Raw genomic sequence first — 23486 nt, 5'->3', positions numbered from 1 at the left:
TCATTTGCGACGTGCCTCAACATCGTCCAGTGCGCGACGTGCTTTGCGCGCAGCGTGGATACTCCACCATACCAAACCAATAATCAGGGCGATCGAAAACACATAAGAGGACAGAACCGCCTCGGCATATTTTCCCAAATCTGGCATCATGCCGTCCGCTCCCGTGCCAACAGCGCGCGGGCGCGCCGTTTGTGAATTTCAGTGCGCGTGCGCAAAAGCACAAGCGCGACAAACAGAAGAACAAAGCCGATGATGCACATAAGAAGCGGATAGAAAAAGACGTTGGAGACTTTCTCCTCGGTGTCCGTGCCTGTCACGGCCCCGGCCCGCATCACCGATGCACCTTGGTGCAAACCCTGATTCCAGAAGTTCACTGCATAGCGGCTGAGCATCGCAAAGACGGATCCAACGATACACAGAACTGCCGTTAAATCAGCGGCGGTATCCGGATCCTCAATGGCTTCCCAAAGAGCTGCGTAGCCAAGATAGAACAGGAACAAAATCAGGAAGGACGTCAGGCGCGGATCCCAAGCCCACCAAGTGCCCCACATCGGTTGTCCCCAAATCGCACCGGTCAAAAGTGCGATAATGGTCATCACAATGCCCACCGGTGCGGCTGCCTTGGCAGCCAGTGCACTCACATGATGGCGGCGGACCAGCCAAATAAGCGACGTGACAAGCATCATAAACCAAATATTGATTGCCATCAGTGCAGACGGCACATGCAGATAGATGATCTTCACTGTCGCGCCTTGACGATAGTCATCCGGCGTGAAGAAAAACCCCCAAATCAGCCCCACCAGCAGACACAATGTGGCTACCAAGGCCACCGGCGCCAGCAACCGCGACACGGTTTGGCTAAACTTGACCGGATTGGCATATTCCCAGATCGATCCCATAAGGCCGTCCTATATTGCTATTGGCTGATTTGCACCTCACTTCCATGAGAGCAACACAGCCGCTTTGATATGGATTAAACCGCGCCTACGCTAGCGCAGATTAATCCGCAACACCAAGGCGCTGGCAAAGGGCAAAAGCGCGATGACGCCAAAACTAATCCCTGCAAGCATCAGCATTGGCGTCATCACCTGTTGACCTTCTGCGCCACGCCGAGCCAACTCCGATCCAAAGATCAATGTCGGCACATAAAGCGGCAGAACCAAAAGAGAAAGCAGCAAGCCCCCCCGCTTGATCCCAACTGTCAACGCCGCGCCAAACGTCCCAATAACACTCAACGCAGGTGTCCCCAAGACCAACGATACGACAAGCCAAACAAATCCCTGAGGCGGCAAATTCAGAAACACACCAAAAATCGGCGCGGCAACCACCAAGGGCACACCAGTTGTGAGCCAATGTGCCAGTGCTTTGACAGATACCACAGCTTCCAACGGCAACGGTGAGGTGGCGATCAAATCAAGCGTGCCGTCCTCCCAGTCGAGCGCGAGAATACGGTCCAGTGACAACAGGCAGGCCAACAGCGCGCCAAGCCAAAGCACGCCCGGCGCAATCTTGGTCAGAAGCGCACTCGAGGGCCCTACAGAAAATGGCACCAAGATCACCACAATCAGAAAAAAAGCGATGCCGAGACCAAAACCGCCACCGGCGCGGAATGCCAGGATCAAATCACGTGTCAGAAGCGCTCTCATAAAAACGCCTCATCCTGACCGCTGAGCACAGCGCTCCCTGCCACCGTTTTATATGGGCTTAACTCCAATACATTGGCCTCAAGTCCCAACTCGATGTGTGTGGCCAAAATCGCGCTGCCACCGTGCGCCAAATGCCGTTTGACGGCCGTCGCAAAAAGCGCAACCGCCGCCTTGTCCAGCGACACCGTCGGTTCGTCTAAGATCCAGATTGGCCGCGCGGTCACCATCAGCCGCGCAAGCCCCAACCGCCGCTTCTGACCCGCCGACAAGCTGCCTGCCAACCGGTGCTGCAGGTCCGTCAGCTCGAAGCTCTCAAGAGCTGAGGAAATGTCTGATGTTCCAAACACATCTGCCCAAAACCGCAGGTTCTCCGCGACACTTAACATGGTTTTCAACCCGTCGCTGTGGGCCGCATAGGCAATACTGTCTTCCGGGGCGTCCACTCGTCCTTTGAGGGCAGGCTGCAACCCAGCAAGGGTGCGCAATAACGTGGTTTTTCCGATGCCGTTTGGTCCGCGAATGACCAGAGCCTCGCCTGCGCACAACTCAAATGACAGCCCTTCTAGGACCGACACCCCACCCCGGGCCACGCTGACATCTTGCGCATGCAATTTCATGTTTTGAGACTTATCCCATCTGCGCGAATGGCAAAAGAGTAACCTTTTGACGCAGCAGCGAATCTCTTGGAACGACACATCTGTATCGCGTCGGTATCGCGACTGTTTTGCGGAGGTGCAAAACGGCTCTCAAATGCCAAATACACCCGTGAAACCATCGACCGTTGCATGGCTCTGGCCGCTTTTGTTGTGTTCACAAATGCTGCAAAGGGGGTTGCGCGGTCCGTTTGTAAACACCGCAGAAGGACAGCGCCCGCCAGGCTCAGCTTCGCTGAGCATCGCCCAACCAAAATCACGCATCTTGAATGCGGGTGTTTTGGGCGGGAGCCCATTGCTTACACTGGCAACATCACCGCCGCGACGCGACGGCCTTCGCTGACCAAGACATTGTAGGTGCGACACGCTGAAGATGACGCCATTTGTTCCACACCAATGCCCGCCGCATCCAGTGCTGCACGAAATGTCGCATCCACAGGGGCCATGGCCGCGCCGGTGCCCATCAAGATGAAGTCGACTTGGTCTTTCAGCGACAGCACCGCATCGACATCTTCATAGCCGTTCCAGCTGCGCGCGCCTTTGGCGTGCACAATTGCCCCGCCCTCGATCACTTCCCCCGCAATGCGAAAGAACCCGGGGCCATAGCTGTCAATTGGAATGGCATCCGAATAGGTCACTTCAGTCATTTGCATGATGCGGTCCTCAGCTGTGTACAAATGGAAGCCCTGAAAGGGCCGCCAGCGCGATCAATAGGTAGGCCACGCTTCGATATATCTTTTCATACCGTGGATGAAAGAGCCAAGCGCCCAAAAGGTTGCCGGCCATTGCCGGCACGGTCAGTGCCAAGCCCCCGACAAAAGGCAGTGTCTCCAGCCGCCCCAGCACAGCCAACAGCGCCACCAGCATCAGATCGAAGAAAAACAGAAAGGCCATGGTGTTGGCGCGGATCACACCGGCGCCATGTGGGCTGGCCATATAAAACAGAATCACGGGGGGCCCGGGTAAGCCCACAGCCCCTCCCAAAAACCCGCCTGCCCCACCAAGCCCGTACACCATAGTCCGCGTCACCCGCCCGCGATAGCGAACGCCGGTCAGCAGAATGGCCAACATAACCAATGCCAAAACAGACACACCATAGCGGAAGACTTCCGGATCGGTCCGCCCCAAGACCCACAATCCAACAGGCAACATCACCGCCGCACCACACAACAAACGCATCAGATCGCGGGGATGGCCATTGCGCACCGCCGCAGGGATGTTTGGCGCCGGCCCGAGTAAATCCATAGACGCCAGTGTCACAATCGCCCAAATGGGCGGCATGAACTGCGCGGCGATGGGAAGGTAGATAAGTGCTGTGCCGAACCCAGAAAAGCCGCGCACAATCCCAGCCACAAAGGCGGCAAGGATGACCCAGGCCAGGCCGTCAAAAGCCAGTGCCTGGGTCAGAAGATCAGGCATCTATGTCGGCAAATTGATTACCTGCGGTGTTGGCCTGCTTGGACCAATCCCGTTTCACCCCGAGTTTCAGAAGCACCGCAGAGGCGATAAAGATCGAAGAATACGTCCCGACAATCACACCCCAGATCATGGCGAAGACAAAACCACGGATCACGTCACCGCCCAGCACAAACAATGATACCAACGCCAGCAACGTCGTGACAGAGGTCATAACCGTGCGGCTCAGCGTTTCATTGATCGACAGGTTCATAACCTCTTTGAGGTCCATCTTTTTGAACTTGCGCAGGTTTTCCCGTACGCGGTCAAACACCACCACCGTGTCATTGAGCGAGTAGCCCACAATGGTCAAAAGCGCGGCAATGATGGCGAGGTCAAAGCGGATTTGCAGCTCAGAAAACACACCAATGGTCAGCACCACATCGTGCACCAGTGCCAGAACGGCACCGACGGCAAACTGCCACTCAAACCGCAGCCATATGTAGACCAGCACGGCGCCAATTGCCAAAACCACCGCAATCACAGCGGTCTTGATCAACTCACCGGACACTTTCGGCCCAACGGATTCCACGGCCACATCATCGATGTCAGGTGCCACGGTGGCCAGGGCCGCCATGACCTGTTCAATCATCTCAGAGCTGACAGCCTCTTCGCCATCCTGCGCCTGAATGCGGATCATCGTGACGTTCTGATCATCTTCAAAGGTGGGGTCAAACACCTCTGTGATGGTCACATCTCCAAGTTCCAGCGGCACCAAAGCGTCGCGGTAGTCAGACACCACCACTTCCTGAGCGCTTTGTGTGCGAATGGTGGTCCCACCGCGGAAGTCGATGCCAAAGTTCAGCCCCTGAAGGAAAAAGCTGACCAGAGCGGCCACCATCAGAACACCGGAAATACCAAGCCACAGCGTGGGGCGGGAAAAGAAATCCCAGTTGGTCTCTTGGGGAACAAGTCTCAAACGCATGGCTTATACCTCGATTGTCTTGGGTCGGCGGCGTTCAAACCACATCACAATCATCACACGGGTCACAAAGATCGCGGTGAAGACAGAGGTGATTATGCCAAGGCCGAGCGTGATGGCGAAGCCGCGTACCGGGCCGGAGCCTACCGCAAAGAGGATCACAGCGGTGATGAAGGTGGTGATATTGGCATCCAGAATGGCAGAGAGCGCCTTCTCATAGCCAAGCTCAATTGCGCGGGCCGGGCCTTTGGCGGATTTGAGCTCTTCTCGGATGCGTTCAAACACCAGCACGTTGGCGTCCACCGCCATACCGATGGTCAGCACGATACCGGCAATGCCCGGCAACGTCAGCGTCGCACCAATCAGCGACAACAAACCAAAGATCAGACCGACGTTGATGATGAGGGCGATGTTGGCGAAGATACCAAAGGTGCCGTAGCTGAGGAACATGAACACAAGCACTGCGACAAAAGCCACGATACAGGCGATGCGCCCAGCCTCGATGCTGTCTTGCCCCAACTCTGGCCCAATGGTGCGCTCCTCTAGGAACTCAAGGCCGGCAGGCAAAGCACCTGCGCGCAGCAGCACCGCAAGGTTGGTGCTTTCTTCCACAGAAAACCGCCCGGTGATGATGCCGGAGCCCCCTGAGATATGCGCTTGAATAACAGGGGCAGAAATCACTTCACCGTCCAGCACAATCGCAAAGGGGCTGCCGATATTGTCCGCTGTGTAATTGCCAAATTTGCGGCCGCCTGAGGCGTTAAACCGGAAAGACACAGCTGGGCGGTTGTTTTGATCAAAGCTCGGTTGTGCATCAACCAAATCTTCGCCGGTCACAACGGGGGCGCTTTCTACGATGTAGAACACACCCTCTTCGTCCAGTGATGGCAGAACTTCATTGCCCACACCGGCGGATGCATCCGCGCTGCTGGCGCGGCCCACCACCGGGTTAAACGTCAGTTGCGCTGTGGTGCCAATCAGCCCTTTAAGCTCTGAGGCGGAGCCGATACCGGGCACCTGAATGAGAATGCGGTCTGCACCTTGGCGCTGAATGGTGGGTTCGCGTGTGCCAACCTCATCAATCCGGCGCCGGATGATCTCCAGAGCCTGCTGCACCGTGCGCTGATCGGTGGCCAGCTTTTCGGCATCGGACAGCTCCACCACAATCACATCACCATCGGTGGAGACAACAATATCGCTTGCGCCCGCCCCGGTGATGGACGTCACAGGGCGAGACAGACCACGCACCAAGGACGCGGCGTCTTGAACCGCCTCCGGTTTGGAGATCTTCACGCGCAACTGTTCCGGCGGTGACGGTTGCAGGCGGATGGTGCCAATGGTGGCCCGTTCAGCCCGCAGAAGGTCACGCACTTCGGGCCACATGCTTTTCATGCGCGCCTCATAGACCTCAGCCACTTTGACCTCTGCCAAAAGATGCGCACCACCGCGCAAATCAAGACCAAGGTTCACCAGACGGCTGGGCAAAGCTGAGGGCCAGCCTGCAACCTGTGCCTCAAGCGCCTCCCCGGTTTGCCCTGCCTCAATGGCAGCAACGGCATCATTATGGGCCTCAACCCTCGGATAAAACGCGTTTGGCATGGCCAGAAGCAGGCCCACCGCGCAGGTGAGCCAGATCAGGACCCGTTTCCAAAGGTCAATTTGCAGCATGTTAGATGCCCTGTTGGTCTTGTTTATGGGGTGCTTAGTCGGCTTTGGCCGGCTCGGTCTTGGATGTGACGTTGGCGATGGTGGACTTCACCACACGCACTTTCACACCTTCGGCCAGCTCAACCTCAACTTCGTTGTCGTCTTTGACCTTGCTGATTTTGCCGATCAGACCGCCTTGGGTCACCACTTGGTCGCCACGACGCACAGCCGCAACCATGGCTTGGTGCTCTTTAACTTTTTTCTGCTGTGGGCGGATCAGCAGGAAATACATGATCGCAAAGATCAGAATGAGCGGCAGAAACTGGCCAATTTGGTCCATGATGTCAGGTCCTCTGTAAGTGCGGGGTTGCCCCGTAAAAGTCGCAGGGAACCTATGAGCCCTTGGCGCCACATGCAAGGTGAGATGATGGGAAATACACATGCCCCCCTTTGTGCACGGATTTAAGACGCAAACGCCGCCGGACGGGTGGACCTGTGACGGGTGCAACTCTAGAGTGACCTGAACATTTGAGCAGAGGTATTTAGGTGCACACCACCCTTCCGATTGAGCCACAGGTGTTTTGGCTATGTGTCACCCTTGCAGGCATTGTTGTGCTGTCAGGCCTGATTTACGCGGTGCTGCCAACCTCACGTGAGGATGCAGACGCCAAGAATGTGAATGTGCGAAAGGCGCTGGGGGCACAGGACATGCCGGAAGCGCTGTTTTTCCTGCTGGTCCTGTTATGGATGGTTCTGGCCCTGTGCCTGTTTGCAGGATTGGTCGTCACCATTGGCATGATAGGCCACCAACTGTTTTTTGCGGATGATTTCACCGCCAACCGCTTTCCGCTGATCCAACTGGCGGCTTTGACAGCCACATTGGGGGCCACGGTCGCCCTGCCCTTCACCGTGATCCGGCTCAAACTCACACAAGACCAAACGCACACCGCCAAAGCATCGCTGTTTAATCAAAAGATCACCGAAGCCGCAGCGGATCTGCATGCGCAGCGACAGATTTCGAAAAAGGTGGGTGTGCGCAAATGGGAAACGCTGTGGGAAGATGACATTGTGCGCCGCAATGCGGCAATTGACCGGCTTGAAGGCCTCGTGCGTGAAGAGCCGCAGGAGGCCGCGCGGGTCTCCCGCCTGCTGAGCGTGTATGTGCGTGAACTGTCAGATGAAATTCCAGCACAGCCGACTCCGGACACCGAGGATGTGGAAACGTTGAAAGACTGGGCCCACAAATTGACCATCCCCCGGTCGGACATGCAAAACGCGGTGCAGGTTTTGGGCCGACTGGCCACCATAACCGATGTAGACACCTCCACCCTGTCGATTGACCTGCGCAAGGCCAATTTGCAAGCGATGGACCTTTCAGGCCTAAGTTTTGACAAGGCCCAACTGACAAACGCGAAACTGCAGGGGGCTAACCTCATGGGTGCGGAACTGCAGGAGGCTCACCTCATCAGTGCGGAACTGCAGGGGGCTAACCTCTGGGGCGCAAAACTGCAGGGGGCTGACCTCGTGGGCGCGGAACTGCAGGGGGCTGACCTCATCAGTGCGGAACTGCAGGGGGCTGACCTCATCAGTGCGGAACTGCAGGGGGCTGACCTCAACAGCGCGGAACTGCGGGGGGCTTACCTCGTGGGCGCGGAACTGCAGGGGGCTGACCTCAACAGCGCAAAACTGGATATTTCAACAAACCTCACAGACGCCTTCTTTGCAGGTGCGTCTGTGAGGTTTGTTGATTTTACGGATATACCACAGATTGCCATCCATATCGACGCGGTGTTTGGCGATGGCACAACGAAGCTTCCGGAAGATGTGAGGCGTCCGGCAACTTGGCCAAATGAAAAGCTGAACGAGATAGACTACGACACCCAATGGCGCGCGTTTGCGGCGCGCAAAGGGGTGGAGAGTCCCAAGTAGTCTTTTCAGCGAACACCACCCTTCCCCTTTGCGGATCGTTTCGGCATATAAGGCCCTACAGATTCACACGATCCAAAGGACAAGACCGATGCATGATATCAAGGCGATCCGCGAGAACCCGGCCGCTTTTGACGCCGCCCTGGCGCGGCGTGGGGACGCGGCCATGTCCTCATCTCTGCTGGCTTTGGACGAAGAACGCCGCGCCAAAATTGGCGCCGCTGAGGCTGCGCAGGCCGCCCAGAAGGTGGCTGCCAAAGAGGTTGGTGCCGCCAAAGCCAAAGGTGACGAGGCCGAGTTCGAACGGCTGCGCGCGCTGGTGGGCGAGAAGAAATCCGAAGTGGCCGACATGCAAAACGAGGCCAAGGAGCTTGACGCCAAGCTGACCGACGCTTTGGCGCGCATTGCCAACCTGCCTGCGGACGATGTGCCAGAGGGCGCGGATGAAGATGACAACGTGGAAGTGTCCCGCTGGGGCACGCCGCGTGACATGGATTTTGCCCCCGTCGAGCACTTTGAGATCAAAGGCGTTGCGGCTGCGATGGATTTTGAAACCGCCGCCAAAATCTCGGGCGCGCGGTTTGTGATGCTCAAAGGCGCCGTGGCGCGCATTCACCGCGCGCTGGCGCAGTTTATGATCGACACCCATGTGGATGAGAACGGTCTGACCGAGGTCAACACCCCGGTTCTGGTGCGCGATGAGGCGATGTATGGCACTGATAAGTTGCCCAAATTTGCCGAGGACAGCTATCAGACCACCAATGGCTGGTGGTTGATCTCCACGTCGGAAATTCCGCTGACCTACTCGGTGGCCGGTGACATCTTGGAGCAAAGCGCGCTGCCGATCCGCTACACGGCGCATTCGCTGTGTTTCCGCAGCGAGGCGGGCAGTGCAGGCAAAGACACCTCCGGCATGCTGCGTCAGCACCAGTTTGAGAAGGTGGAGATGGTGTCGGTGACCCATCCGGATGAGAGTGACGCGGAGCAGAAACGTATGTTGCGCTGTGCTGAGGGCATTCTGGAAAAGCTCGACATTCCCTATCGCACCGTGGTGCTGTGCACCGGTGACATGGGTTTTGGCGCGCGCCGCACCTTTGACATCGAGGCGTGGATTCCCGGTCAGGACACCTATCGCGAGATCAGCTCTGTCTCCACCACCGGTGCGTTTCAAGCCCGTCGTATGAATGCGCGGTTCCGCCCAACAGATGGTGGCAAGCCTGAGTATGTGCACACGCTCAACGGCTCTGGCCTTGCTGTCGGCCGCTGTCTGATTGCGGTGCTGGAAAACGGTCAACAGGCGGATGGCTCTGTGCAGCTGCCAGAGGCGCTTGTGCCTTATCTAGGCGGCAAAACCGTTCTGACACCCGCCGGTGTGCTGGTGTAACACCCTTAAGCCAAACATGTAAAAAGGCGCGACCCAATTTGGTCGCGCCTTTTTTGTGTTTCAAACGATGCGCTGGACCAGAGTGGCAACACGCCGCTGCACACTCTGGCCACTTGCTGCCATCTCTTTTGTCTTAGAACGTTTTTGCCAAAGACAGTTTCAGCGTTCTGCCGGGCGCGGGACGGGTCGCCAAGTGAGGTGTGTAGAGTTCATCAAACACATTCTCCAGACCTACACGCACTTCGGCACCTTCCAACACCCCGGACTGCGGACGGAACGTGGCCCGCACATTGTTGACCACTTGCGATGGTGTGGGTGAGGTTGAACGCGACATATTGGCATCCGCAACAATCTCCCAGCTGAGATCGATGGTCTCACCCCAACGTTTGCCCAATGTCAGGCGCAGCTGATCGGCTGGAATCCCTCTCCAGTCTCCGTTTTGATCCCCTGCGGGCGCTGTCGGCGCGCGGAACGTGCCGCGTTGGATATTGGCGTTCAGGTCAACATAGGCGCCGGAGGCATGGGCGTACCGACCCTCAATTTCCAACCCGCGTGTGTTGATTTCTGTCACGGGATATGACGTCGTCCCAACCGTATGCGAGTAGGAGGTGACATCCCAAACATCGGTCTTATAGCCTGTGACTTTGAAGCCCAATTGATCTGACTCAGAGAACACAGACGCATTGTCAAACGAGAACCCAAGCTCGAAGTTGCGGCCTTTTTCCGGTTGCGTCATGTAGGCGGCTGTTCCCAAATCATCGATAATCGGCATGTTTTCGGTGTAGCCCGCGCTCCCAAACACGCCCCATCCGCTTTGGAAGCCATAATACGCCGAAATGCCGCCCATCAGCGCGGAATTGTCGTAGTAGGTGCCACTTCCGCCGATGTGTTGATCCTCATAGCGCACTCCCGGTGTCAGTATGAGCCCGTTGCCAAAATCCATTTCGTCAACCAAGAACAGAGCCAGCCGTTCATCTGTGCCGCCCGGAGCCGACGAGGCGTCCAAACGATCACGTTGGCTAAACTCAGCGCCGTAGCGCATGTTGTGCGTCACATTGCCCGTCGCAAAGGTCGATGCGTTCTTTACAGTGAGTTTGGTGGTTTCATATTGATGATCGGCCTCAACCAAAGGCAGCAAGAATGGAAACGACGGTGTGCCTTCCAGCGAAGAGCTGCCCGCAACGTAGCTCTGTTCGATTTCTTGGTTGGCGTAGCTCAGCACAACCGACAGATCGATCAGATCGTTGTCTGCGGGATTGTAGCCGTAGGTGAGCACGCCCGTTTGCGTGTGTGTGAACCGATCCACGTTTCCAAAGGAGTCAGTTGTGGTGCCAAAGCTGTCATAGGGCACATCCAACGCTTCGGAGTTGGTGTCGCTGAGTGACAGTTCAAACCTATGCTCTTTGGCATCGCCAAAGAATTTGCGCAGTTTGAGCGCGGCTGATGGCAGAGAGAAATCAGAGTTTCCGATGATCGCACCGCTGCCATCCGTCTGCAGCCCCTGGTTCCGATAGGTGTAGTTCCCCAAAACTTCAAAGTCTTCCGTCGGCTGCCAGGCCAAAATTGAAGACGACGTAAAGCCATCACCATTTGAGTTGTACTGTAAGGTCTCTCTGAAGCGGAACCCAAGTTCCCCGTTGGTGAAATCAGACGCGTCTTTGGTTTCCAAAAGGATTGTCCCACCGATGGCCCCTGATCCATACTCGTAAGATCCGCCCATGCCGCGCAGAACCGTGACCTCTTTGTAGAGTTCAGGGTCAGTATAGAGCTGGGTACCAATACGATAGAGCTCTTCTGAACCAACTGACGCGCCGTCGATCTGGATCAACACTTTCTGGTCGCTGCCGTAAGTGGGATTGGCGCCAAAACCACGGATGTTGATGCCTGACCCTTGTGGTGATGCGCCGTTGATCAAGGTGACACCTGGCACAGAATCTACCAGCTCAGCAATCGTGCTGGCCTGCCGGTCATTCATTTCTTCCTGCCCGATGACCGTTTCGCTTTCTGCGATGTCCGTTTGCACTTCTCGTTTGCTTTTGCCGAGGAAAATCGGGTCGAGCTCAATGACAGTATCGTTGTCTTGTGCCCAGACTGGTGAAGCAATAATTGCGGCGGCGCCGCACATCAGTGCGGTCCGAATAGATGTTCGCGCGCGCATGGTTGTCCCTTTCCAGAAGTCAGTTAGATCTGCTGGCGGAGGAGCTGGCACTGGCTTGGTTTGTTGAGTGTTTTTCCACCGAGTCGTTCGGCAGACTTGCGTTCCATAATTTTTCCGACTAATTCTGTCAACAATGTGATTCACCGAAGAGTCACGATACACCAGCAAGTGTGTCGATCGGCAACACCCCGTTCGACGGACAGCCAGACGTATTTCAAAAACACCAGCACTCAGGAGACTTCCATGACCATGGGAGACGTTTTGTCGTCCGAAGACATCCGCGCCGCAAAGATCGAAAACGCCAAGATGCGCGAGCGCGATCTGGCCCAAAAACTCGGCGTGAGCGAGGCGCAGCTTGTTGCGGCACACACAGGCCATGGAGTCACGCGGATCCACGCTGAGCTTGAGAGCCTTATGCCTGCGGTTGCACGTTTGGGCGAAGTTATGGCGCTGACGCGCAACGAGAGCTGCGTGATCGAGAAAGTCGGTATCTACGACAAATTCACCGCAGGCCAGCATGCCGCGATGATTTTGAATGAACAGATCGATATGCGTATGTTCCCAAAACAATGGGTGCACGGCTTTGCGGTTGAGAAACAGACCGACAAAGGCGTGCAGCGTTCCTTACAGGTTTTTGATGCCGCCGGGGATGCCATTCACAAAGTGCACTTGCGCGAAAGCTCGGTGATTGAGGAATGGGATCACGTGGTTGAAGAGCTGCGTCACCCTGATCAGTCTGACACACTGTCCGTGTCCCCACGCCAACCTGTGGAAGGTCCAAAGGCGGATCCGGAAAAAGCCGATATCCTGCGCGCTGAGTGGGACAAGCTGACCGACACACACCAATTCTTGCAGATGACTCGCAAATTGAAAATGAACCGTTTGGGTGCATATCATCTCGCCGGTGCACCGTATGCGCGCCAGCTGGCACCTGAGGCGGTGACCACGCTTCTGCATCAAGCGGCGGACCGTGCGGTGCCGATCATGGTTTTTGTAGGCAACCCTGGTTGCATTGAAATTCACACAGGACCCGTGAAGCGCATTGTTGAAATGGGGCCTTGGATCAATGTGTTAGATCCCGGATTTGATCTACATTTGCGCACCGACCACATCGCTGAGGTTTGGGCTGTCACCAAAAACACTAAGCGTGGACCGGCCATTTCGATCGAGGCGTTTGATGCGGACGGCTGGGTGATCGCGCAATTCTTTGGGGTGTTGCGTGGAGAAGACGCCGCAGCAGGTTGGAACGCCCTTGTGGCCGATCTTGAGGCTGAGAAAGGCCTTGTGGCAGCATGAGGCGACTAACAGGGATATCACGGCTTCAGTTGCTGATGAGCGCCGTTTTGGTGGTGGTGATCGCCGCCTCCGGACGTGCCGATGAGCCGGCACATCGTATTGCTTCCTTGGGGGGAGGCATAACAGAAATCGTCTATGCGCTGGGTGAAGAGCATCGTTTGGTGGCACGCGATACAACCTCGAACCATCCACAACCTGCGTTGGACCTACCAAACGTCGGCTACATCCGTGCCTTGTCCGCTGAAGGCATTTTGTCAGTGAACCCCGATTTGATCATCGCCAAAGAAGGCGCCGGGCCTCTGGAGACTGTGGAATTGCTTGAATCAGCAAGTATCCCGATCGTCTGGGTGCCCGATGGGTTCACCAAAGACGCCGTTCTGGAGAAAATCAAAGTGGTGGCAAACGCGCTGGGTGTGCCCACCAAGGGCGACCATTTGGTGACAGATGTGTCTGAGAAGATTGACGCTGCAGTACAGGCCACAAACACCGATCACCAACCAAACGTCTTGTTTATCCTCTCCATGACAGGGGGGCGCATTATGGCGGCAGGGTCCCAGACATCTGCGGATGGGATCATCACTTTGGCCGGTGGCACAAACGCAACCTCAGTCTTTGAAGGATGGAAACCACTCACAGACGAAGCGGTGATTTCCAGCCAGCCAGACGTGATCCTACTGATGGCGCGCGAAGGCGACGCAGCCATCACCGACGAACAATTGTTTTCACACCCCGCCATTGCGGCGACACCAGCCGGTCAAAATAGGGCTGTGGTGCGATTAGATGGCATGCTGATGACAGGATTTTCGGTGCGCACCGCAGAAGCGATTGAAAAACTCTCAGCTGCGCTGAAAGAAACAGGCAGCTGACCAATGACGGTTCTAACGCAAAACTCGCCCAGCACGGTGCTTGACGGGGATCGCAGCGCACAGGCGCGCTTGCTGTCCTTGGTGCTTCTGTTGCTGCTCAGTTGCGCCATGCTGGCCAGCCTTGCTATTGGCGCGGCCGGCACCTCACTTTGGCAAGGGCTGTTTGATCTTGTGCGAGGTGTTCCGTTGGAACTACGTGATCGCGTGGTCTTGCTTGACATCCGTCTGCCGCGCACGGTGATGGGCGCACTTGTCGGGGCCGCGTTGGCCGCGTCTGGTGCGGTCATGCAGGGGCTGTTTCGCAACCCACTGGCGGATCCCGGTTTGGTCGGTGTGAGCGCTGGTGCGGGGTTTGGCGCGATCATCGCGATTGTATTGGGCGCTTATTTGCCCGCCGCGATCACGTCGCTTCTGGGATATTATGTCGTGCCTGTTGCGGCATTTGTCGGGGCGTGGGGGTCTATGTTGCTGCTCTACCGTGTCGCCACGCGCAGCGGACGCACGTCCATCGCCACCATGCTTTTGGCCGGCATCGCGCTCTCTGCTTTGATGGGCGCCGTGCAAGGTGTGTTGGTCTATATGGCAGACGACGCACAGCTGCGGACCCTGACCTTTTGGGGCATGGGATCGATTGCAGGCGCGACATGGTCCAAAGTATTCACCTCAGCCCCCCTCATTCTGCTGGCGCTTGCTGCCCTGCCCTTTCTGGCCCGTGGCCTAAACGGCTTGGCTTTGGGGGAAGCAGCAGCAGCGCATATGGGCATTCCGGTTCAGCAGCTGAAAAACAGCGCCATTCTGATGGTGGCCTGCGCCGTTGGTGCCTCCGTGGCGGTGTCCGGCGGCATTGGATTTGTAGGCATTGTTGTCCCACATCTTCTTCGCCTGCTGGTTGGGCCAGATCACCGCTATCTGTTGCTAAATTCTGCGATCCTTGGCGCGGCGCTACTGTTGGTTGCGGATGTCATCAGCCGGGTGATCATCGCGCCTGCCGAACTGCCAATCGGCATCGTCACCGCCACATTGGGCGGCCCGTTTTTCCTATGGATTTTGCTGCGTCAACGCGGCGTGCTGGATATGTGAAACCATGCTAACAGCAAACAATATAACCGTGTCCTATGGCCGAAGTGAGATTTTACACGCGGTTGATTTTCAGGCCACCGCTGGACAGGTGACCGCCATCGTTGGCCCCAACGGGTCAGGCAAAACCACCCTTATGCGCGCCATCACGGGTGAGAACACCTATGGCGGAGAGGTCGTTCTAAATGGCCGTGACATTGTCAGCGCAAAACCTTGGGAACTCGCCGCAATCCGTGCTGTGTTGCCACAGTCGACCCCGCTGGCCTTTCCGTTCACCGTCGTCGAAGTGGTCCGGCTTGGCTTGACCAGTGGCATCACCGCCGGGCGTGAACACCTTATCCCGCGTGCGCTGGAACGGGTTGGCCTGACCGGATTTGGGGGGCGCTTCTATCAGGAACTCTCTGGCGGAGAGCAACAACGGGTGCAATTGGCGCGCGTGTTGGCGCAAGTTTGGACACCTCTTGAGAACGGCGCTCCCCGTTGGTTGTTTCTCGACGAGCCGGTGTCCGCGCTCGATATCGGGCATCAGCTACAGGTGATGCAGATTGCTCGAGACTATGCAGATGCAGGCGGCGGCGTTGTGGCGGTGATGCATGATTTGAACCTGACCGCCATGTTTGCAGATTCTGTGGCTCTGATCGCAGAGGGACGCATCCTTAAGCAAGATACTGCGGAAAACGTCTTTACCGACGGGCTCTTAAGCCGTGCGTATCAATGCAATGTGCGGGTCAACACGGCCCCGTCCGCGGGCACCTACCTACTTCCACATATGGCAAATTCATCCATTGCAGCTGAGTGACATGACAGACCTTCAGACCATACCAATCTTACTCACCCCTTCTGTGGCAGAGACCTGCGTTTTTGCCGAAAGCTTGGGCTTTGACGTCGAAACCCTTGGCGGCTATGCCATCCTGCGCGGCCATGGGATTGAAATTCACTACAGCCACACCGACAGGCCAGAGGCCTGCAAGGAAACCAGTTGCTACATCCGAGGCGGCGGCATTCTTGAGTTGCATGCGACGCTCAAAGCGCGTGGAGCCGCGCGGCTTAGCGACATCACCAAGCGCGATTGGGGCATGACAGAATTCTATCTGCACGATCCACATGGCAACCTGCTGAAGTTTGGCATGTCTTCTGATGCTTTGCCCGTGGGTTTTGACGCCCCAAATTGGGAGTCCTAAAGATGGACCTGACCGCACGATGGGCTGAAGCTCAGAGTTTTCTGGAAATGGGTGGCCCGTCGATATGGGCGATCGCGGCCTTGTCGGTTCTCACATTGGCGTTGATTTTGTGGAAGGTCTGGCGATTGGTGCTGATGGGGGCCTGGGCTGGCCGGACCACGGAGCGCGCCGTAGACCTTTGGACAAACGGACAGGCAACAGCTGCACGTGATCTTCTGATACATCGCCGCTCTATCCGGGCCGTGGTGGCGCGCACAGCAATCACCGCGCGCCTCAACGGGACCTTCAATGCAACAGACCTTCGCGAAGAAGTGGAGCGTGTCGCACAACGACAGCTGTCTCGCGCCAGAAGTGGGCTGCGCGCATTGGAGCTGATCGCAACCATTGCGCCGCTGCTCGGCTTGCTGGGCACCGTTTTGGGCATGATCGCCGCGTTTCAAACCTTGCAAGAAGCTGGCTCACGCGCCGATCCGGCAGCTTTGGCAGGCGGCATCTGGGAGGCGCTCCTGACCACCGCCGCCGGCATGGCGGTTGCGATCCCGGCCTCGGTTGCATTGACATGGTTTGAGAGTGTCGCAAACCGCGCGCAAACCGACATGGAAGATGCCGCAACCCGCATCCTGACCCGTGATGCACCGGGCACAAGCCCTGTGCTTGCCGCCGCTGAGTGATCCATGAAATTCGCCCCCGCACAGATCCGGCGCAAGCCCAGCCTGACACCGATGATCGATGTGGTGTTTTTGCTGTTGGTGTTTTTTATGCTGGCATCGCGGTTTGGACAGGAGGTTGAGATCAACCTGCCCCTGACCGGTGCCGCCGATACGCCTTATCAGGGCCCACCACGTTTGGTGGAGATCACCCCGGACGCGGTGCGACTGAATGGTGTTGAAACAGCGATTGAGGATCTGCTCTCTGATCTGGGGACAATGATGTTGTCGCATGACGACGCTATTGTGCTGCGCGCCCGTGATGAGGCGGATCTGCAACGCGTTGTTGTGGTGATGGAGCGTCTGTCCAGTGCAGGCTACGAAACCTTGGTGTTGGTGGAGTAACCGATGAAAATGGCCCGGCCTCAAAAACGTGACATGGGTGAGAGTATCATTCCCATGATCAACGTGGTGTTTCTGTTGCTGATTTTCTTTTTGATGACGGCACAGATTGCGCCCCCTGAGCCATTTGAAGTCAGCCCCCCTGAGTCACTTGCTGAGGCGCCTGCAGAAGGCAGTCAAACCCTTCATGTGTCTGCGGAAGGTGAAATGGCCTATGGCGATGCGCGCGGCGAGGACGCGGTTTTGAGCGCGCTTAAGGACTCCATGGACGGGGATGCGTTGATGCTGCGCGCAGATCGGGCAGTGCCGGCCGAAACCATCGCCGCCCTGTTGCCAAAATTAGCCAGCGTGGGTGTGCGTCACCTCAAGCTTATCTCAACATCACGGTAGCCAAACATGCGCACGTTTCTGGAAATTTTGATGTTTGCAGCCATGGCGGTTGGTCTGCACCTTTCTTTTCTGACGCCACCTGATGAGACTGGGTTGGTCAGTGCCGGTGATGGAGGCGACGATCTTCTGCAGATGATGGCGTCCAATGCCAGCATCAAGACCATGGTTCAAACGTGGGACAGCCCACCCCAAGCCACTGATCAGGTCGAGAGCCCTGTTGCGCCAGCTCCTCCAACGACGCAGCCCGCAGTCCACACACCTCCGGCCCCCAAAACCCCAACCGCACCAAACAGCGCGGCACCAGAGTTCAGCATGCCTGTTGCATCCCATGATGCGCCGCCCCTGCCAGTGCTGCCGCCTGCCCCGGCTTCCATACCTGAGACAGACATGGCTCCGGCCGCGCCACAGCAGGTTCCATCTGAACCGATATTGGACCCGCAAACGGCATCGGTGCCTGACACACCGCAAACGCCAACCCCCCCAAAAAAACTTGAGATCACAGCCGATCACACCCCGCAGAGTCCACCAACACCGCCATCTCCAGCGCCCCCCGCACCGCCAAAGCCACCGCAACCAACACCGACTCCCGAGCCGCCAAAAACCACCACCGCGCAATCATCACAAGCCAGCATTCAGGTCGAGGCGCGCAAGGCCAGCGGATCAGGAGGGAAAACTGCAAAAGGTGACAATGGACAGGCAGAAGTTGCCACAAAATCAAACGCCAAACAGACATCTCTGATGCGTAAGTGGGGGAGTCAGGTGCGCGCACGCGTGGCGCAACGTTCTCCCAAAGGGGCCGGAAAAGGCACAGCGGTGATCCGAGTCACTGTGTCAGGCAAAGGTGATCTTTTGGCGGCCAAGCTTGTGAAATCATCAGGCAACGACAAGATCGACCGGCTTGCGCTCTCAGCGGTGAAAAATGTCAAACGTCTGCCCAAAGCCCCAAAAGGATTGAGTGTCGGGAAGCAGAGTTTTGACATCCCAATAGCGTCCCGCTGATGTTGAAGTTGCGCTGCGAAATTGCAGCGCATTTTCTTATTCTGCCGCAACAGGTTTCTGTGTTGCACCCTTCTTGGGGAAAGGGACCAGACGCCCGGCGTCCTCATCCCACAACTTCAGGGAAAAAGAGCGTATGGCCTCCGGCCACTCAATCGTAGGCAGGTCGTACTCGTCCCGGATCATCTGGTGGCATTTGCGCAGGTTGTAATGCGGAATTCGTGCATTGAAATGGTGGATGTCATGATAGGCGATATTGGCCGAGGCCAAATCCATCCACCAGCCAAGATCCAACGCCGAAGAGCCCTGAAGGGCCGCGATACGTGGATCTAAATCCGGACGGCGGTCCCAGTACGTGTCTTCAAAATTGTGCTGAAGGTAGACCATAAACACCCCAACCATGCCGCCAAAAAACGATGCCAGGAACCAAATCAACACACCGGTCCAGCCTGCGAGTGCAAAGATCACCGCCATATAGGTGAAAATCACAACATTGTGCAGCACAACAGAGCGCCAAACCGTATGGGCATTTTTGGGCCACCGGTAGCGAATAAAATAGGTAAACAGACTGCCCAAAGGGATCAGGACAAAGGGATTGCGATAGAGCCGATATTGCAGGCGTTGCCAAAAGCCGGCCTCTGTCCACTCTCGCAAAGTCATGGTGTGAATCTCACCGGTTTCACGATGTTCCAGATTCCCAATGTGGCTGTGGTGCATGTTGTGGTTGAGACGCATGGCCGCATAAGGCGCAAAGGTCACCACGGAAAGCGCATCGCCGGCCCAATCATTGTGCTTGCGATTGGTGAATAGCGACGCGTGTCCGGTGTCATGCTGAAGCACGTAAAGGCGTACCGCAGACAGCCCGTTTAGCACCATCATCGGAATCAGGATGTACCAGACACCTTGATAGGTGATCGCCAGATAGAGCGTCGCCAGATAAAATGCATAGGAGCCAAAGAAGCTCAACGCTCCAAGGCGATCATCTTGCACGGTGAATTCTTTTAAGCGCTCGCGAATGTCCATCGCAAACCCCTCTATTCAATCAAAATTCTGCCTAGGCGTCCCGAAACGCCTGGGTGACTACAAAATGCATGAGCCAGCACAGTTGGCCCACGCTTTCCAACTATAGCGCGAAAAAAGGAACTCACAACGGGCGGTTTGAAATCAAAGCAAGTAAAGTGGGTGGCCCAGACCGCCCTGAGGTGTCTGGGCGCGAGGATGCCGTCTAATGTGCTGCACCGCGCCCCTTAATATGTTTGCGCAGACGTGACGGCGTGGACTTCTTTTTGCCCTTGTAGGGGTTCTGATCCCCCTGCCCGCGCATGAACAACCGGATCGGAGTGCCCGGCATGTCAAAGGTCTCACGCAGCCCGTTCACCAGATAGCGCGAGTAGCTTTCCGGCAGCTTATCGGGGTGCGAACACATCACAACAAAGCCCGGAGGACGGGTTTTGGCCTGCGTCATATAGCGTAGCTTGATGCGTTTGCCTTGTGGTGCGGGTGGCGGATGCTGTTGCAACATTTCCACAAGCCAGCGGTTCAGGTGAGATGTAGGCACACGCTGGTTCCAAGTGTCATAGGCGGTCAGGATGGCGTCGTGCAGACGATCCAATCCACGACCGGTTTTGGCCGACACGGTGATCAGCGGCGCGCCGCGCAGCTGTGGCAACAATCGGTTGAACGCCTCTTTGAGATCGCGCAGCTTCTCTTGCTTGTGTTCTTCGACGTCCCATTTGTTCACCGCCACAATCACGGCACGGCCTTCGCGCTCCGCCAGATCCGCGATGCGCAAATCCTGTTGCTCAAAAGGAATCGCGGCATCCAGCAACACCACAACCACTTCGGCAAATTTCACGGCACGCAGGCCGTCGCCAACAGACAACTTTTCCAGTTTGTCCTGCACTTTGGCCTTCTTGCGCATCCCGGCAGTGTCAAAAATACGCATGGGCGTTTCACCCCACGTGGTGCGCAGGCTGATCGCATCCCGCGTGATGCCGGCCTCCGGGCCTGTCAGCAAACGATCCTCGCCAATGATCTGATTGATCAACGTGGACTTACCCGCATTTGGGCGTCCAACAACCGCAATTTGAAGCGGTCTTTTTTCGGTGATCAGCTGAGATGGCCGCAAAGCATTTGGATCGATTTCAGCTTGCGCTTCGTCTTCGTCAATCTCTACATCAACTTCAACACTATCCGCTAACTCTTCGGCTTTCTTTGAAAATTCATCCGCAAGCGGCATCAGATGCACGTAGAGATCGTTGAGCCCCTCGCCGTGCTCAGCGGACAGGCGGATCGGCTCACCCAGCCCCAAGGAATAGGCCTCAATCACCCCTGCATCCGCAGCAGATCCTTCGCCTTTGTTCGCCGCCAAAATTACATGAGCGGCACGTTTGCGCAGAATCTCCGCAAAGATCATATCGGTGGGGGTCACCCCGGCGCGGGCATCAATCATAAACAGACAGATGTCCGCCATGTCCACGGCACGTTCTGTCAGGCGACGCATACGGCCTTCGAGGCTGTCATCGGTGGCGTCTTCCAGCCCTGCGGTGTCGATCACCGTGAAGCGCAGATCGGCGAGTTTCGCGTCCCCTTCCCGCAAATCACGCGTGACGCCCGGCTGGTCGTCGACCAAAGCCAGTTTTTTGCCCACGAGGCGGTTGAATAGAGTGGATTTGCCCACATTGGGGCGGCCCACGATGGCGAGCGTGAAACTCATGACAGGTCTCCGGAACGTCTGAAGTCGCTCCGATATACCATTATTGCGTCAACGGAAAGCGTACAATTCGCCTTTGCGGTTCACAACGTAGAGCACGCCTCCTGCAACAACCGGATTGGTCGCGGCACCATGAGGCAGTTCTATGGAATAGGTCAGCGCACCTGATTGCGGATCATAAAAGCGAATGCGCTCATCAGAGGAGGCGACAACCAACTGACCGCCAGCCAAGATGGGCCCATAGTGCGCGTGGACTTCTGTCTGCTTGCGCGGCTTATCTTTTACAAACTGGGGCAGCGTTACGCTCCAGATGCGGGTGCCATCGCTGGCATCCAATCGAAGCAACTCATTGATTTCCGAAACCAAAAACAGTGATCCGCCTGCCGGAAATACCGGGCTCAGAGCGCCATGTTCCGATGTCCAGTTCCGAGTGCCGGTTTCCAGATCTATCGACGCCATGCGGCCGGAATGGTTTGCCACATAGGCAGTATTCCCCACCACAACTGGATCGCCAGAAATGTCGCCCACTGTGTTGACCGCGCGCCCTTGGCGGGCATCCGACAGACCTACAGTCCAGCGTGATACGCCGCCTCGCCGAAAGGCGCCCTGAATTTCGCCCGACCCATATGGGAAGATCACCAGACGATCCGTGACCGCCGGTGCCGCGGGGCTTTGTACGTTTTGTACCGTTGGGATGGACACCAATTGCCAGGCAACTTTGCCAGTGGCGGTTTCTATGGCCCACCCTGTGGCATCACCTGACACCGCATAAACCAGATCATCGTAGACTGTAGGTGTGCCGCTGCCGACCGCTTGAAATTTTTGCTCCCAAAGGTCTGCGCCGGTTGCAGGGTCTAGGGCACGCAAACTGCCGAAACCAGTGGTTACAAACACTTTGCCATCACCGTATGCCAAACCACCGGTGGACGCTTGCCCAGCCTTATCGTGAACAGGCGTCAAATCACGGCTCCACAACAACTGACCAGCTGTTGACGTTGCGGTGACGGTGGCTTCTGCATCCACCGTAAACACGCGACCATCTGCTACAATTGGATCAGCGGTTATGCGGTTTTTACGCGACTCGCCTTTTCCAACACCAGAGGACCAGATCAGGTTTGGGCGTGTCGATAGCGCCGCATTCTCGGTGCGGTACTTCTGCGTTCCAATCCGGTGGGTCCAGCTGGCATTTTGGCTTTGCGCCGGGAGCCGAATAGCGGGGCTTTCATTTGAGGTCACTTCGCCCAAAGGAATTAGGTCTTCCCGCTCGCCAACCAAGACAACTTCTTTTTCTTGGCACGCTGCCAAGAAAACGGCGGCTCCCGCTGCGAGCATCCAAATCTTACGTGTCACTGCACAGGCCCTCACCCATTGTATTCTTATTGGTCTGCCACTGCGCCGAAGGCATTTTCAGGCGTTCCGCCCAAAGCCACAATCAACTGAGACGCCCGGCGACGCAAGCCTGCCGTAACAGCTGCGTCCTGCAGCAGCTCTTGCAATTGCGAAATCGCGCCCTCTGCGTCCCCTTCTTCGAGGGTCAGAAGCGCGAGTTGTTCACGTGCCAGAAGTGATAGCGGCAGTCCCGGTGCCGCCAAAGCTTCAAGCGCCAGTCGGCGGTCTGCCGCCGGCGTGTCAGCCCCTTGCGCCAACACCGCTTTGAACGCAGCAATTTGGCGGTAGATATCTGGCATGTCTTGCGCACTGGTCACGAGGCCTTCTAGCGTCGCAGTCGCATCTTCACCGGCATCGACTTCCAGCTGGTGCGTGGCCAGCAGCAGATCAGCAATGACCTGCGCATTGGCAGAATCAGTTGTCAAACCGGCGAGCGCATCGACCCGTTCAGACGCTTCGCTGGAAGACACAGCGGCGATCAAAGCGTCACCTGTATCCTGAGCAGCAGCACGCGCATTGTTTTTGCGAACTTCGTTTGCTGCAGCCGCACCAACAATGGCCACGACCCCCAAAACAGCGATCCAGCCATAGCGACGCATCAAACCAAACACACGGTCCCGACGGACCTCTTCTGTGACTTCCTCGATGAAACTGTCGGTATTGCTCACGCCTGCTCTCCCATTGGTTTGCTCTGTCTTATCCGTTTGTTTTGAAAGTGCCAAGTACCGTGACTATGGG

The 23486-nt window shown here is 56.7% G+C and carries 25 protein-coding genes; 11 read left to right on the top strand and 14 right to left on the bottom strand.

The window, feature by feature from the left end; translation table 11 throughout:
- From ccmD to yajC, 9 genes are all read right to left on the bottom strand, one after another.
- Positions 1–150, bottom strand: coding sequence for a heme exporter protein CcmD (ccmD, locus tag ABWV47_RS00385; RefSeq protein ID WP_353307847.1), 150 nt, complete (start codon positions 148–150; stop codon positions 1–3).
- Positions 147–899, bottom strand: coding sequence for a heme ABC transporter permease (locus ABWV47_RS00380; protein WP_353307846.1), 753 nt, complete (start codon positions 897–899; stop codon positions 147–149). The genes ccmD and ABWV47_RS00380 overlap by 4 nt, the downstream gene beginning before the upstream one ends.
- Before the next feature lie 90 nt (positions 900–989).
- Positions 990–1646 (bottom strand): heme exporter protein CcmB, encoded by a 657-nt coding sequence (ccmB, locus tag ABWV47_RS00375; protein WP_353307845.1) that lies wholly within the window; start codon positions 1644–1646, stop codon positions 990–992.
- On the bottom strand, positions 1643–2263 hold the full coding sequence (ccmA, locus tag ABWV47_RS00370; protein WP_353307844.1) for a heme ABC exporter ATP-binding protein CcmA: 621 nt from the start codon (positions 2261–2263) through the stop codon (positions 1643–1645). Before ccmA ends, ccmB begins: the two co-directional genes overlap by 4 nt.
- A 335-nt stretch (positions 2264–2598) precedes the next feature.
- On the bottom strand, positions 2599–2952 hold the full coding sequence (locus tag ABWV47_RS00365) for an Mth938-like domain-containing protein (RefSeq protein WP_353307843.1): 354 nt from the start codon (positions 2950–2952) through the stop codon (positions 2599–2601).
- A gap of 10 nt (positions 2953–2962) precedes the next feature.
- Positions 2963–3718 carry a TSUP family transporter gene (locus ABWV47_RS00360; protein ID WP_353307842.1) on the bottom strand — a complete coding sequence of 252 codons (756 nt, stop codon included), beginning with the start codon at positions 3716–3718 and terminating at the stop codon, positions 2963–2965.
- Positions 3711–4679 carry a protein translocase subunit SecF gene (gene secF / locus ABWV47_RS00355; RefSeq protein WP_353307841.1) on the bottom strand — a complete coding sequence of 323 codons (969 nt, stop codon included), beginning with the start codon at positions 4677–4679 and terminating at the stop codon, positions 3711–3713. The genes ABWV47_RS00360 and secF overlap by 8 nt, the downstream gene beginning before the upstream one ends.
- A 3-nt stretch (positions 4680–4682) precedes the next feature.
- Positions 4683–6344, bottom strand: a complete 1662-nt coding sequence (gene secD, locus ABWV47_RS00350; RefSeq protein WP_353307840.1) for a protein translocase subunit SecD — start codon at positions 6342–6344, stop codon at positions 4683–4685.
- A gap of 34 nt (positions 6345–6378) precedes the next feature.
- On the bottom strand, positions 6379–6663 hold the full coding sequence (gene yajC / locus ABWV47_RS00345; RefSeq protein ID WP_353307839.1) for a preprotein translocase subunit YajC: 285 nt from the start codon (positions 6661–6663) through the stop codon (positions 6379–6381).
- Positions 6664–6869: 206 nt separating this feature from the next.
- Between yajC and ABWV47_RS00340 the strand changes: the two genes are divergently transcribed.
- Both ABWV47_RS00340 and serS read left to right on the top strand, forming a co-directional pair.
- The gene (locus ABWV47_RS00340; RefSeq protein ID WP_353307838.1) at positions 6870–8252 is read left to right on the top strand and encodes a pentapeptide repeat-containing protein; all 1383 of its coding nucleotides are present in this window, start codon (positions 6870–6872) and stop codon (positions 8250–8252) included.
- Positions 8253–8340: 88 nt separating this feature from the next.
- Positions 8341–9633, top strand: a complete 1293-nt coding sequence (serS, locus tag ABWV47_RS00335) for a serine--tRNA ligase (protein ID WP_353307837.1) — start codon at positions 8341–8343, stop codon at positions 9631–9633.
- 133 nt (positions 9634–9766) lie between these two features.
- On the opposite strand, the gene ABWV47_RS00330 is transcribed toward serS, so the two are convergent.
- Positions 9767–11791, bottom strand: coding sequence for a TonB-dependent receptor domain-containing protein (locus ABWV47_RS00330; protein WP_353307836.1), 2025 nt, complete (start codon positions 11789–11791; stop codon positions 9767–9769).
- 243 nt (positions 11792–12034) lie between these two features.
- Between ABWV47_RS00330 and ABWV47_RS00325 the strand changes: the two genes are divergently transcribed.
- The 9 genes from ABWV47_RS00325 to ABWV47_RS00285 are packed head-to-tail and all read left to right on the top strand — an operon-like array spanning position 12035 to position 18649.
- Positions 12035–13087: a hemin-degrading factor gene (locus ABWV47_RS00325; RefSeq protein WP_353307835.1), complete on the top strand. Its 1053-nt coding sequence runs from the start codon at positions 12035–12037 to the stop codon at positions 13085–13087.
- A complete protein-coding gene (locus ABWV47_RS00320) occupies positions 13084–13953 on the top strand; it encodes a heme/hemin ABC transporter substrate-binding protein (protein ID WP_353307834.1) in 870 nt (289 codons plus the stop codon). Before ABWV47_RS00325 ends, ABWV47_RS00320 begins: the two co-directional genes overlap by 4 nt.
- Before the next feature lie 3 nt (positions 13954–13956).
- Positions 13957–15033: a FecCD family ABC transporter permease gene (locus ABWV47_RS00315; protein ID WP_353307833.1), complete on the top strand. Its 1077-nt coding sequence runs from the start codon at positions 13957–13959 to the stop codon at positions 15031–15033.
- 4 nt (positions 15034–15037) lie between these two features.
- A complete protein-coding gene (locus ABWV47_RS00310; RefSeq protein WP_353307832.1) occupies positions 15038–15829 on the top strand; it encodes a heme ABC transporter ATP-binding protein in 792 nt (263 codons plus the stop codon).
- A 1-nt stretch (position 15830) separates the two neighbouring features.
- Positions 15831–16211 carry a DUF8817 family protein gene (locus ABWV47_RS00305; protein WP_353307831.1) on the top strand — a complete coding sequence of 127 codons (381 nt, stop codon included), beginning with the start codon at positions 15831–15833 and terminating at the stop codon, positions 16209–16211.
- 2 nt (positions 16212–16213) lie between these two features.
- Entirely contained in the window at positions 16214–16882 is a 669-nt protein-coding gene (locus ABWV47_RS00300; RefSeq protein ID WP_353307830.1) for a MotA/TolQ/ExbB proton channel family protein, read from the top strand.
- Positions 16883–16885: 3 nt separating this feature from the next.
- Positions 16886–17263, top strand: a complete 378-nt coding sequence (locus ABWV47_RS00295; RefSeq protein WP_353307829.1) for an ExbD/TolR family protein — start codon at positions 16886–16888, stop codon at positions 17261–17263.
- Positions 17264–17266: 3 nt separating this feature from the next.
- Positions 17267–17650: an ExbD/TolR family protein gene (locus tag ABWV47_RS00290; RefSeq protein WP_353307828.1), complete on the top strand. Its 384-nt coding sequence runs from the start codon at positions 17267–17269 to the stop codon at positions 17648–17650.
- Between the two features lie 6 nt (positions 17651–17656).
- Entirely contained in the window at positions 17657–18649 is a 993-nt protein-coding gene (locus ABWV47_RS00285; RefSeq protein WP_353307827.1) for an energy transducer TonB family protein, read from the top strand.
- A 36-nt stretch (positions 18650–18685) separates the two neighbouring features.
- On the opposite strand, the gene ABWV47_RS00280 is transcribed toward ABWV47_RS00285, so the two are convergent.
- From ABWV47_RS00280 to ABWV47_RS00265, 4 genes are all read right to left on the bottom strand, one after another.
- Positions 18686–19669 (bottom strand): fatty acid desaturase, encoded by a 984-nt coding sequence (locus ABWV47_RS00280; protein ID WP_353307826.1) that lies wholly within the window; start codon positions 19667–19669, stop codon positions 18686–18688.
- A 202-nt stretch (positions 19670–19871) separates the two neighbouring features.
- Positions 19872–21362 (bottom strand): ribosome biogenesis GTPase Der, encoded by a 1491-nt coding sequence (gene der / locus ABWV47_RS00275; protein ID WP_353307825.1) that lies wholly within the window; start codon positions 21360–21362, stop codon positions 19872–19874.
- 48 nt (positions 21363–21410) lie between these two features.
- A complete protein-coding gene (locus tag ABWV47_RS00270) occupies positions 21411–22709 on the bottom strand; it encodes a PQQ-like beta-propeller repeat protein (RefSeq protein ID WP_353307824.1) in 1299 nt (432 codons plus the stop codon).
- A gap of 26 nt (positions 22710–22735) precedes the next feature.
- Positions 22736–23416 carry a tetratricopeptide repeat protein gene (locus ABWV47_RS00265; RefSeq protein WP_353307823.1) on the bottom strand — a complete coding sequence of 227 codons (681 nt, stop codon included), beginning with the start codon at positions 23414–23416 and terminating at the stop codon, positions 22736–22738.
- Positions 23417–23486: the final 70 nt, after the last annotated feature.

The organism is Shimia sp. NS0008-38b (genome assembly GCF_040370365.1).
GTDB lineage: Bacteria > Pseudomonadota > Alphaproteobacteria > Rhodobacterales > Rhodobacteraceae > Shimia.
This window is presented reverse-complemented; position numbering and strand designations above follow the sequence as displayed.

Coding starts and splice junctions, on each gene's coding strand:
- ABWV47_RS00325 (WP_353307835.1), top strand. CDS start 12,035: ATGACCATGGGAGACGTTTTGTCGTCCGAAGACATCCGCGCCGCAAAG.
- ccmB (WP_353307845.1), bottom strand. CDS start 1,646: ATGAGAGCGCTTCTGACACGTGATTTGATCCTGGCATTCCGCGCCGGT.
- ABWV47_RS00365 (WP_353307843.1), bottom strand. CDS start 2,952: ATGCAAATGACTGAAGTGACCTATTCGGATGCCATTCCAATTGACAGC.
- ABWV47_RS00300 (WP_353307830.1), top strand. CDS start 16,214: ATGGACCTGACCGCACGATGGGCTGAAGCTCAGAGTTTTCTGGAAATG.
- ABWV47_RS00290 (WP_353307828.1), top strand. CDS start 17,267: ATGAAAATGGCCCGGCCTCAAAAACGTGACATGGGTGAGAGTATCATT.
- serS (WP_353307837.1), top strand. CDS start 8,341: ATGCATGATATCAAGGCGATCCGCGAGAACCCGGCCGCTTTTGACGCC.
- ccmD (WP_353307847.1), bottom strand. CDS start 150: ATGATGCCAGATTTGGGAAAATATGCCGAGGCGGTTCTGTCCTCTTAT.
- secD (WP_353307840.1), bottom strand. CDS start 6,344: ATGCTGCAAATTGACCTTTGGAAACGGGTCCTGATCTGGCTCACCTGC.
- ABWV47_RS00310 (WP_353307832.1), top strand. CDS start 15,038: ATGCTAACAGCAAACAATATAACCGTGTCCTATGGCCGAAGTGAGATT.
- secF (WP_353307841.1), bottom strand. CDS start 4,679: ATGCGTTTGAGACTTGTTCCCCAAGAGACCAACTGGGATTTCTTTTCC.
- ABWV47_RS00280 (WP_353307826.1), bottom strand. CDS start 19,669: ATGGACATTCGCGAGCGCTTAAAAGAATTCACCGTGCAAGATGATCGC.
- ccmA (WP_353307844.1), bottom strand. CDS start 2,263: ATGAAATTGCATGCGCAAGATGTCAGCGTGGCCCGGGGTGGGGTGTCG.
- ABWV47_RS00320 (WP_353307834.1), top strand. CDS start 13,084: ATGAGGCGACTAACAGGGATATCACGGCTTCAGTTGCTGATGAGCGCC.
- ABWV47_RS00295 (WP_353307829.1), top strand. CDS start 16,886: ATGAAATTCGCCCCCGCACAGATCCGGCGCAAGCCCAGCCTGACACCG.
- ABWV47_RS00305 (WP_353307831.1), top strand. CDS start 15,831: ATGACAGACCTTCAGACCATACCAATCTTACTCACCCCTTCTGTGGCA.
- ABWV47_RS00330 (WP_353307836.1), bottom strand. CDS start 11,791: ATGCGCGCGCGAACATCTATTCGGACCGCACTGATGTGCGGCGCCGCC.
- der (WP_353307825.1), bottom strand. CDS start 21,362: ATGAGTTTCACGCTCGCCATCGTGGGCCGCCCCAATGTGGGCAAATCC.
- ABWV47_RS00315 (WP_353307833.1), top strand. CDS start 13,957: ATGACGGTTCTAACGCAAAACTCGCCCAGCACGGTGCTTGACGGGGAT.
- yajC (WP_353307839.1), bottom strand. CDS start 6,663: ATGGACCAAATTGGCCAGTTTCTGCCGCTCATTCTGATCTTTGCGATC.
- ABWV47_RS00285 (WP_353307827.1), top strand. CDS start 17,657: ATGCGCACGTTTCTGGAAATTTTGATGTTTGCAGCCATGGCGGTTGGT.
- ABWV47_RS00360 (WP_353307842.1), bottom strand. CDS start 3,718: ATGCCTGATCTTCTGACCCAGGCACTGGCTTTTGACGGCCTGGCCTGG.
- ABWV47_RS00380 (WP_353307846.1), bottom strand. CDS start 899: ATGGGATCGATCTGGGAATATGCCAATCCGGTCAAGTTTAGCCAAACC.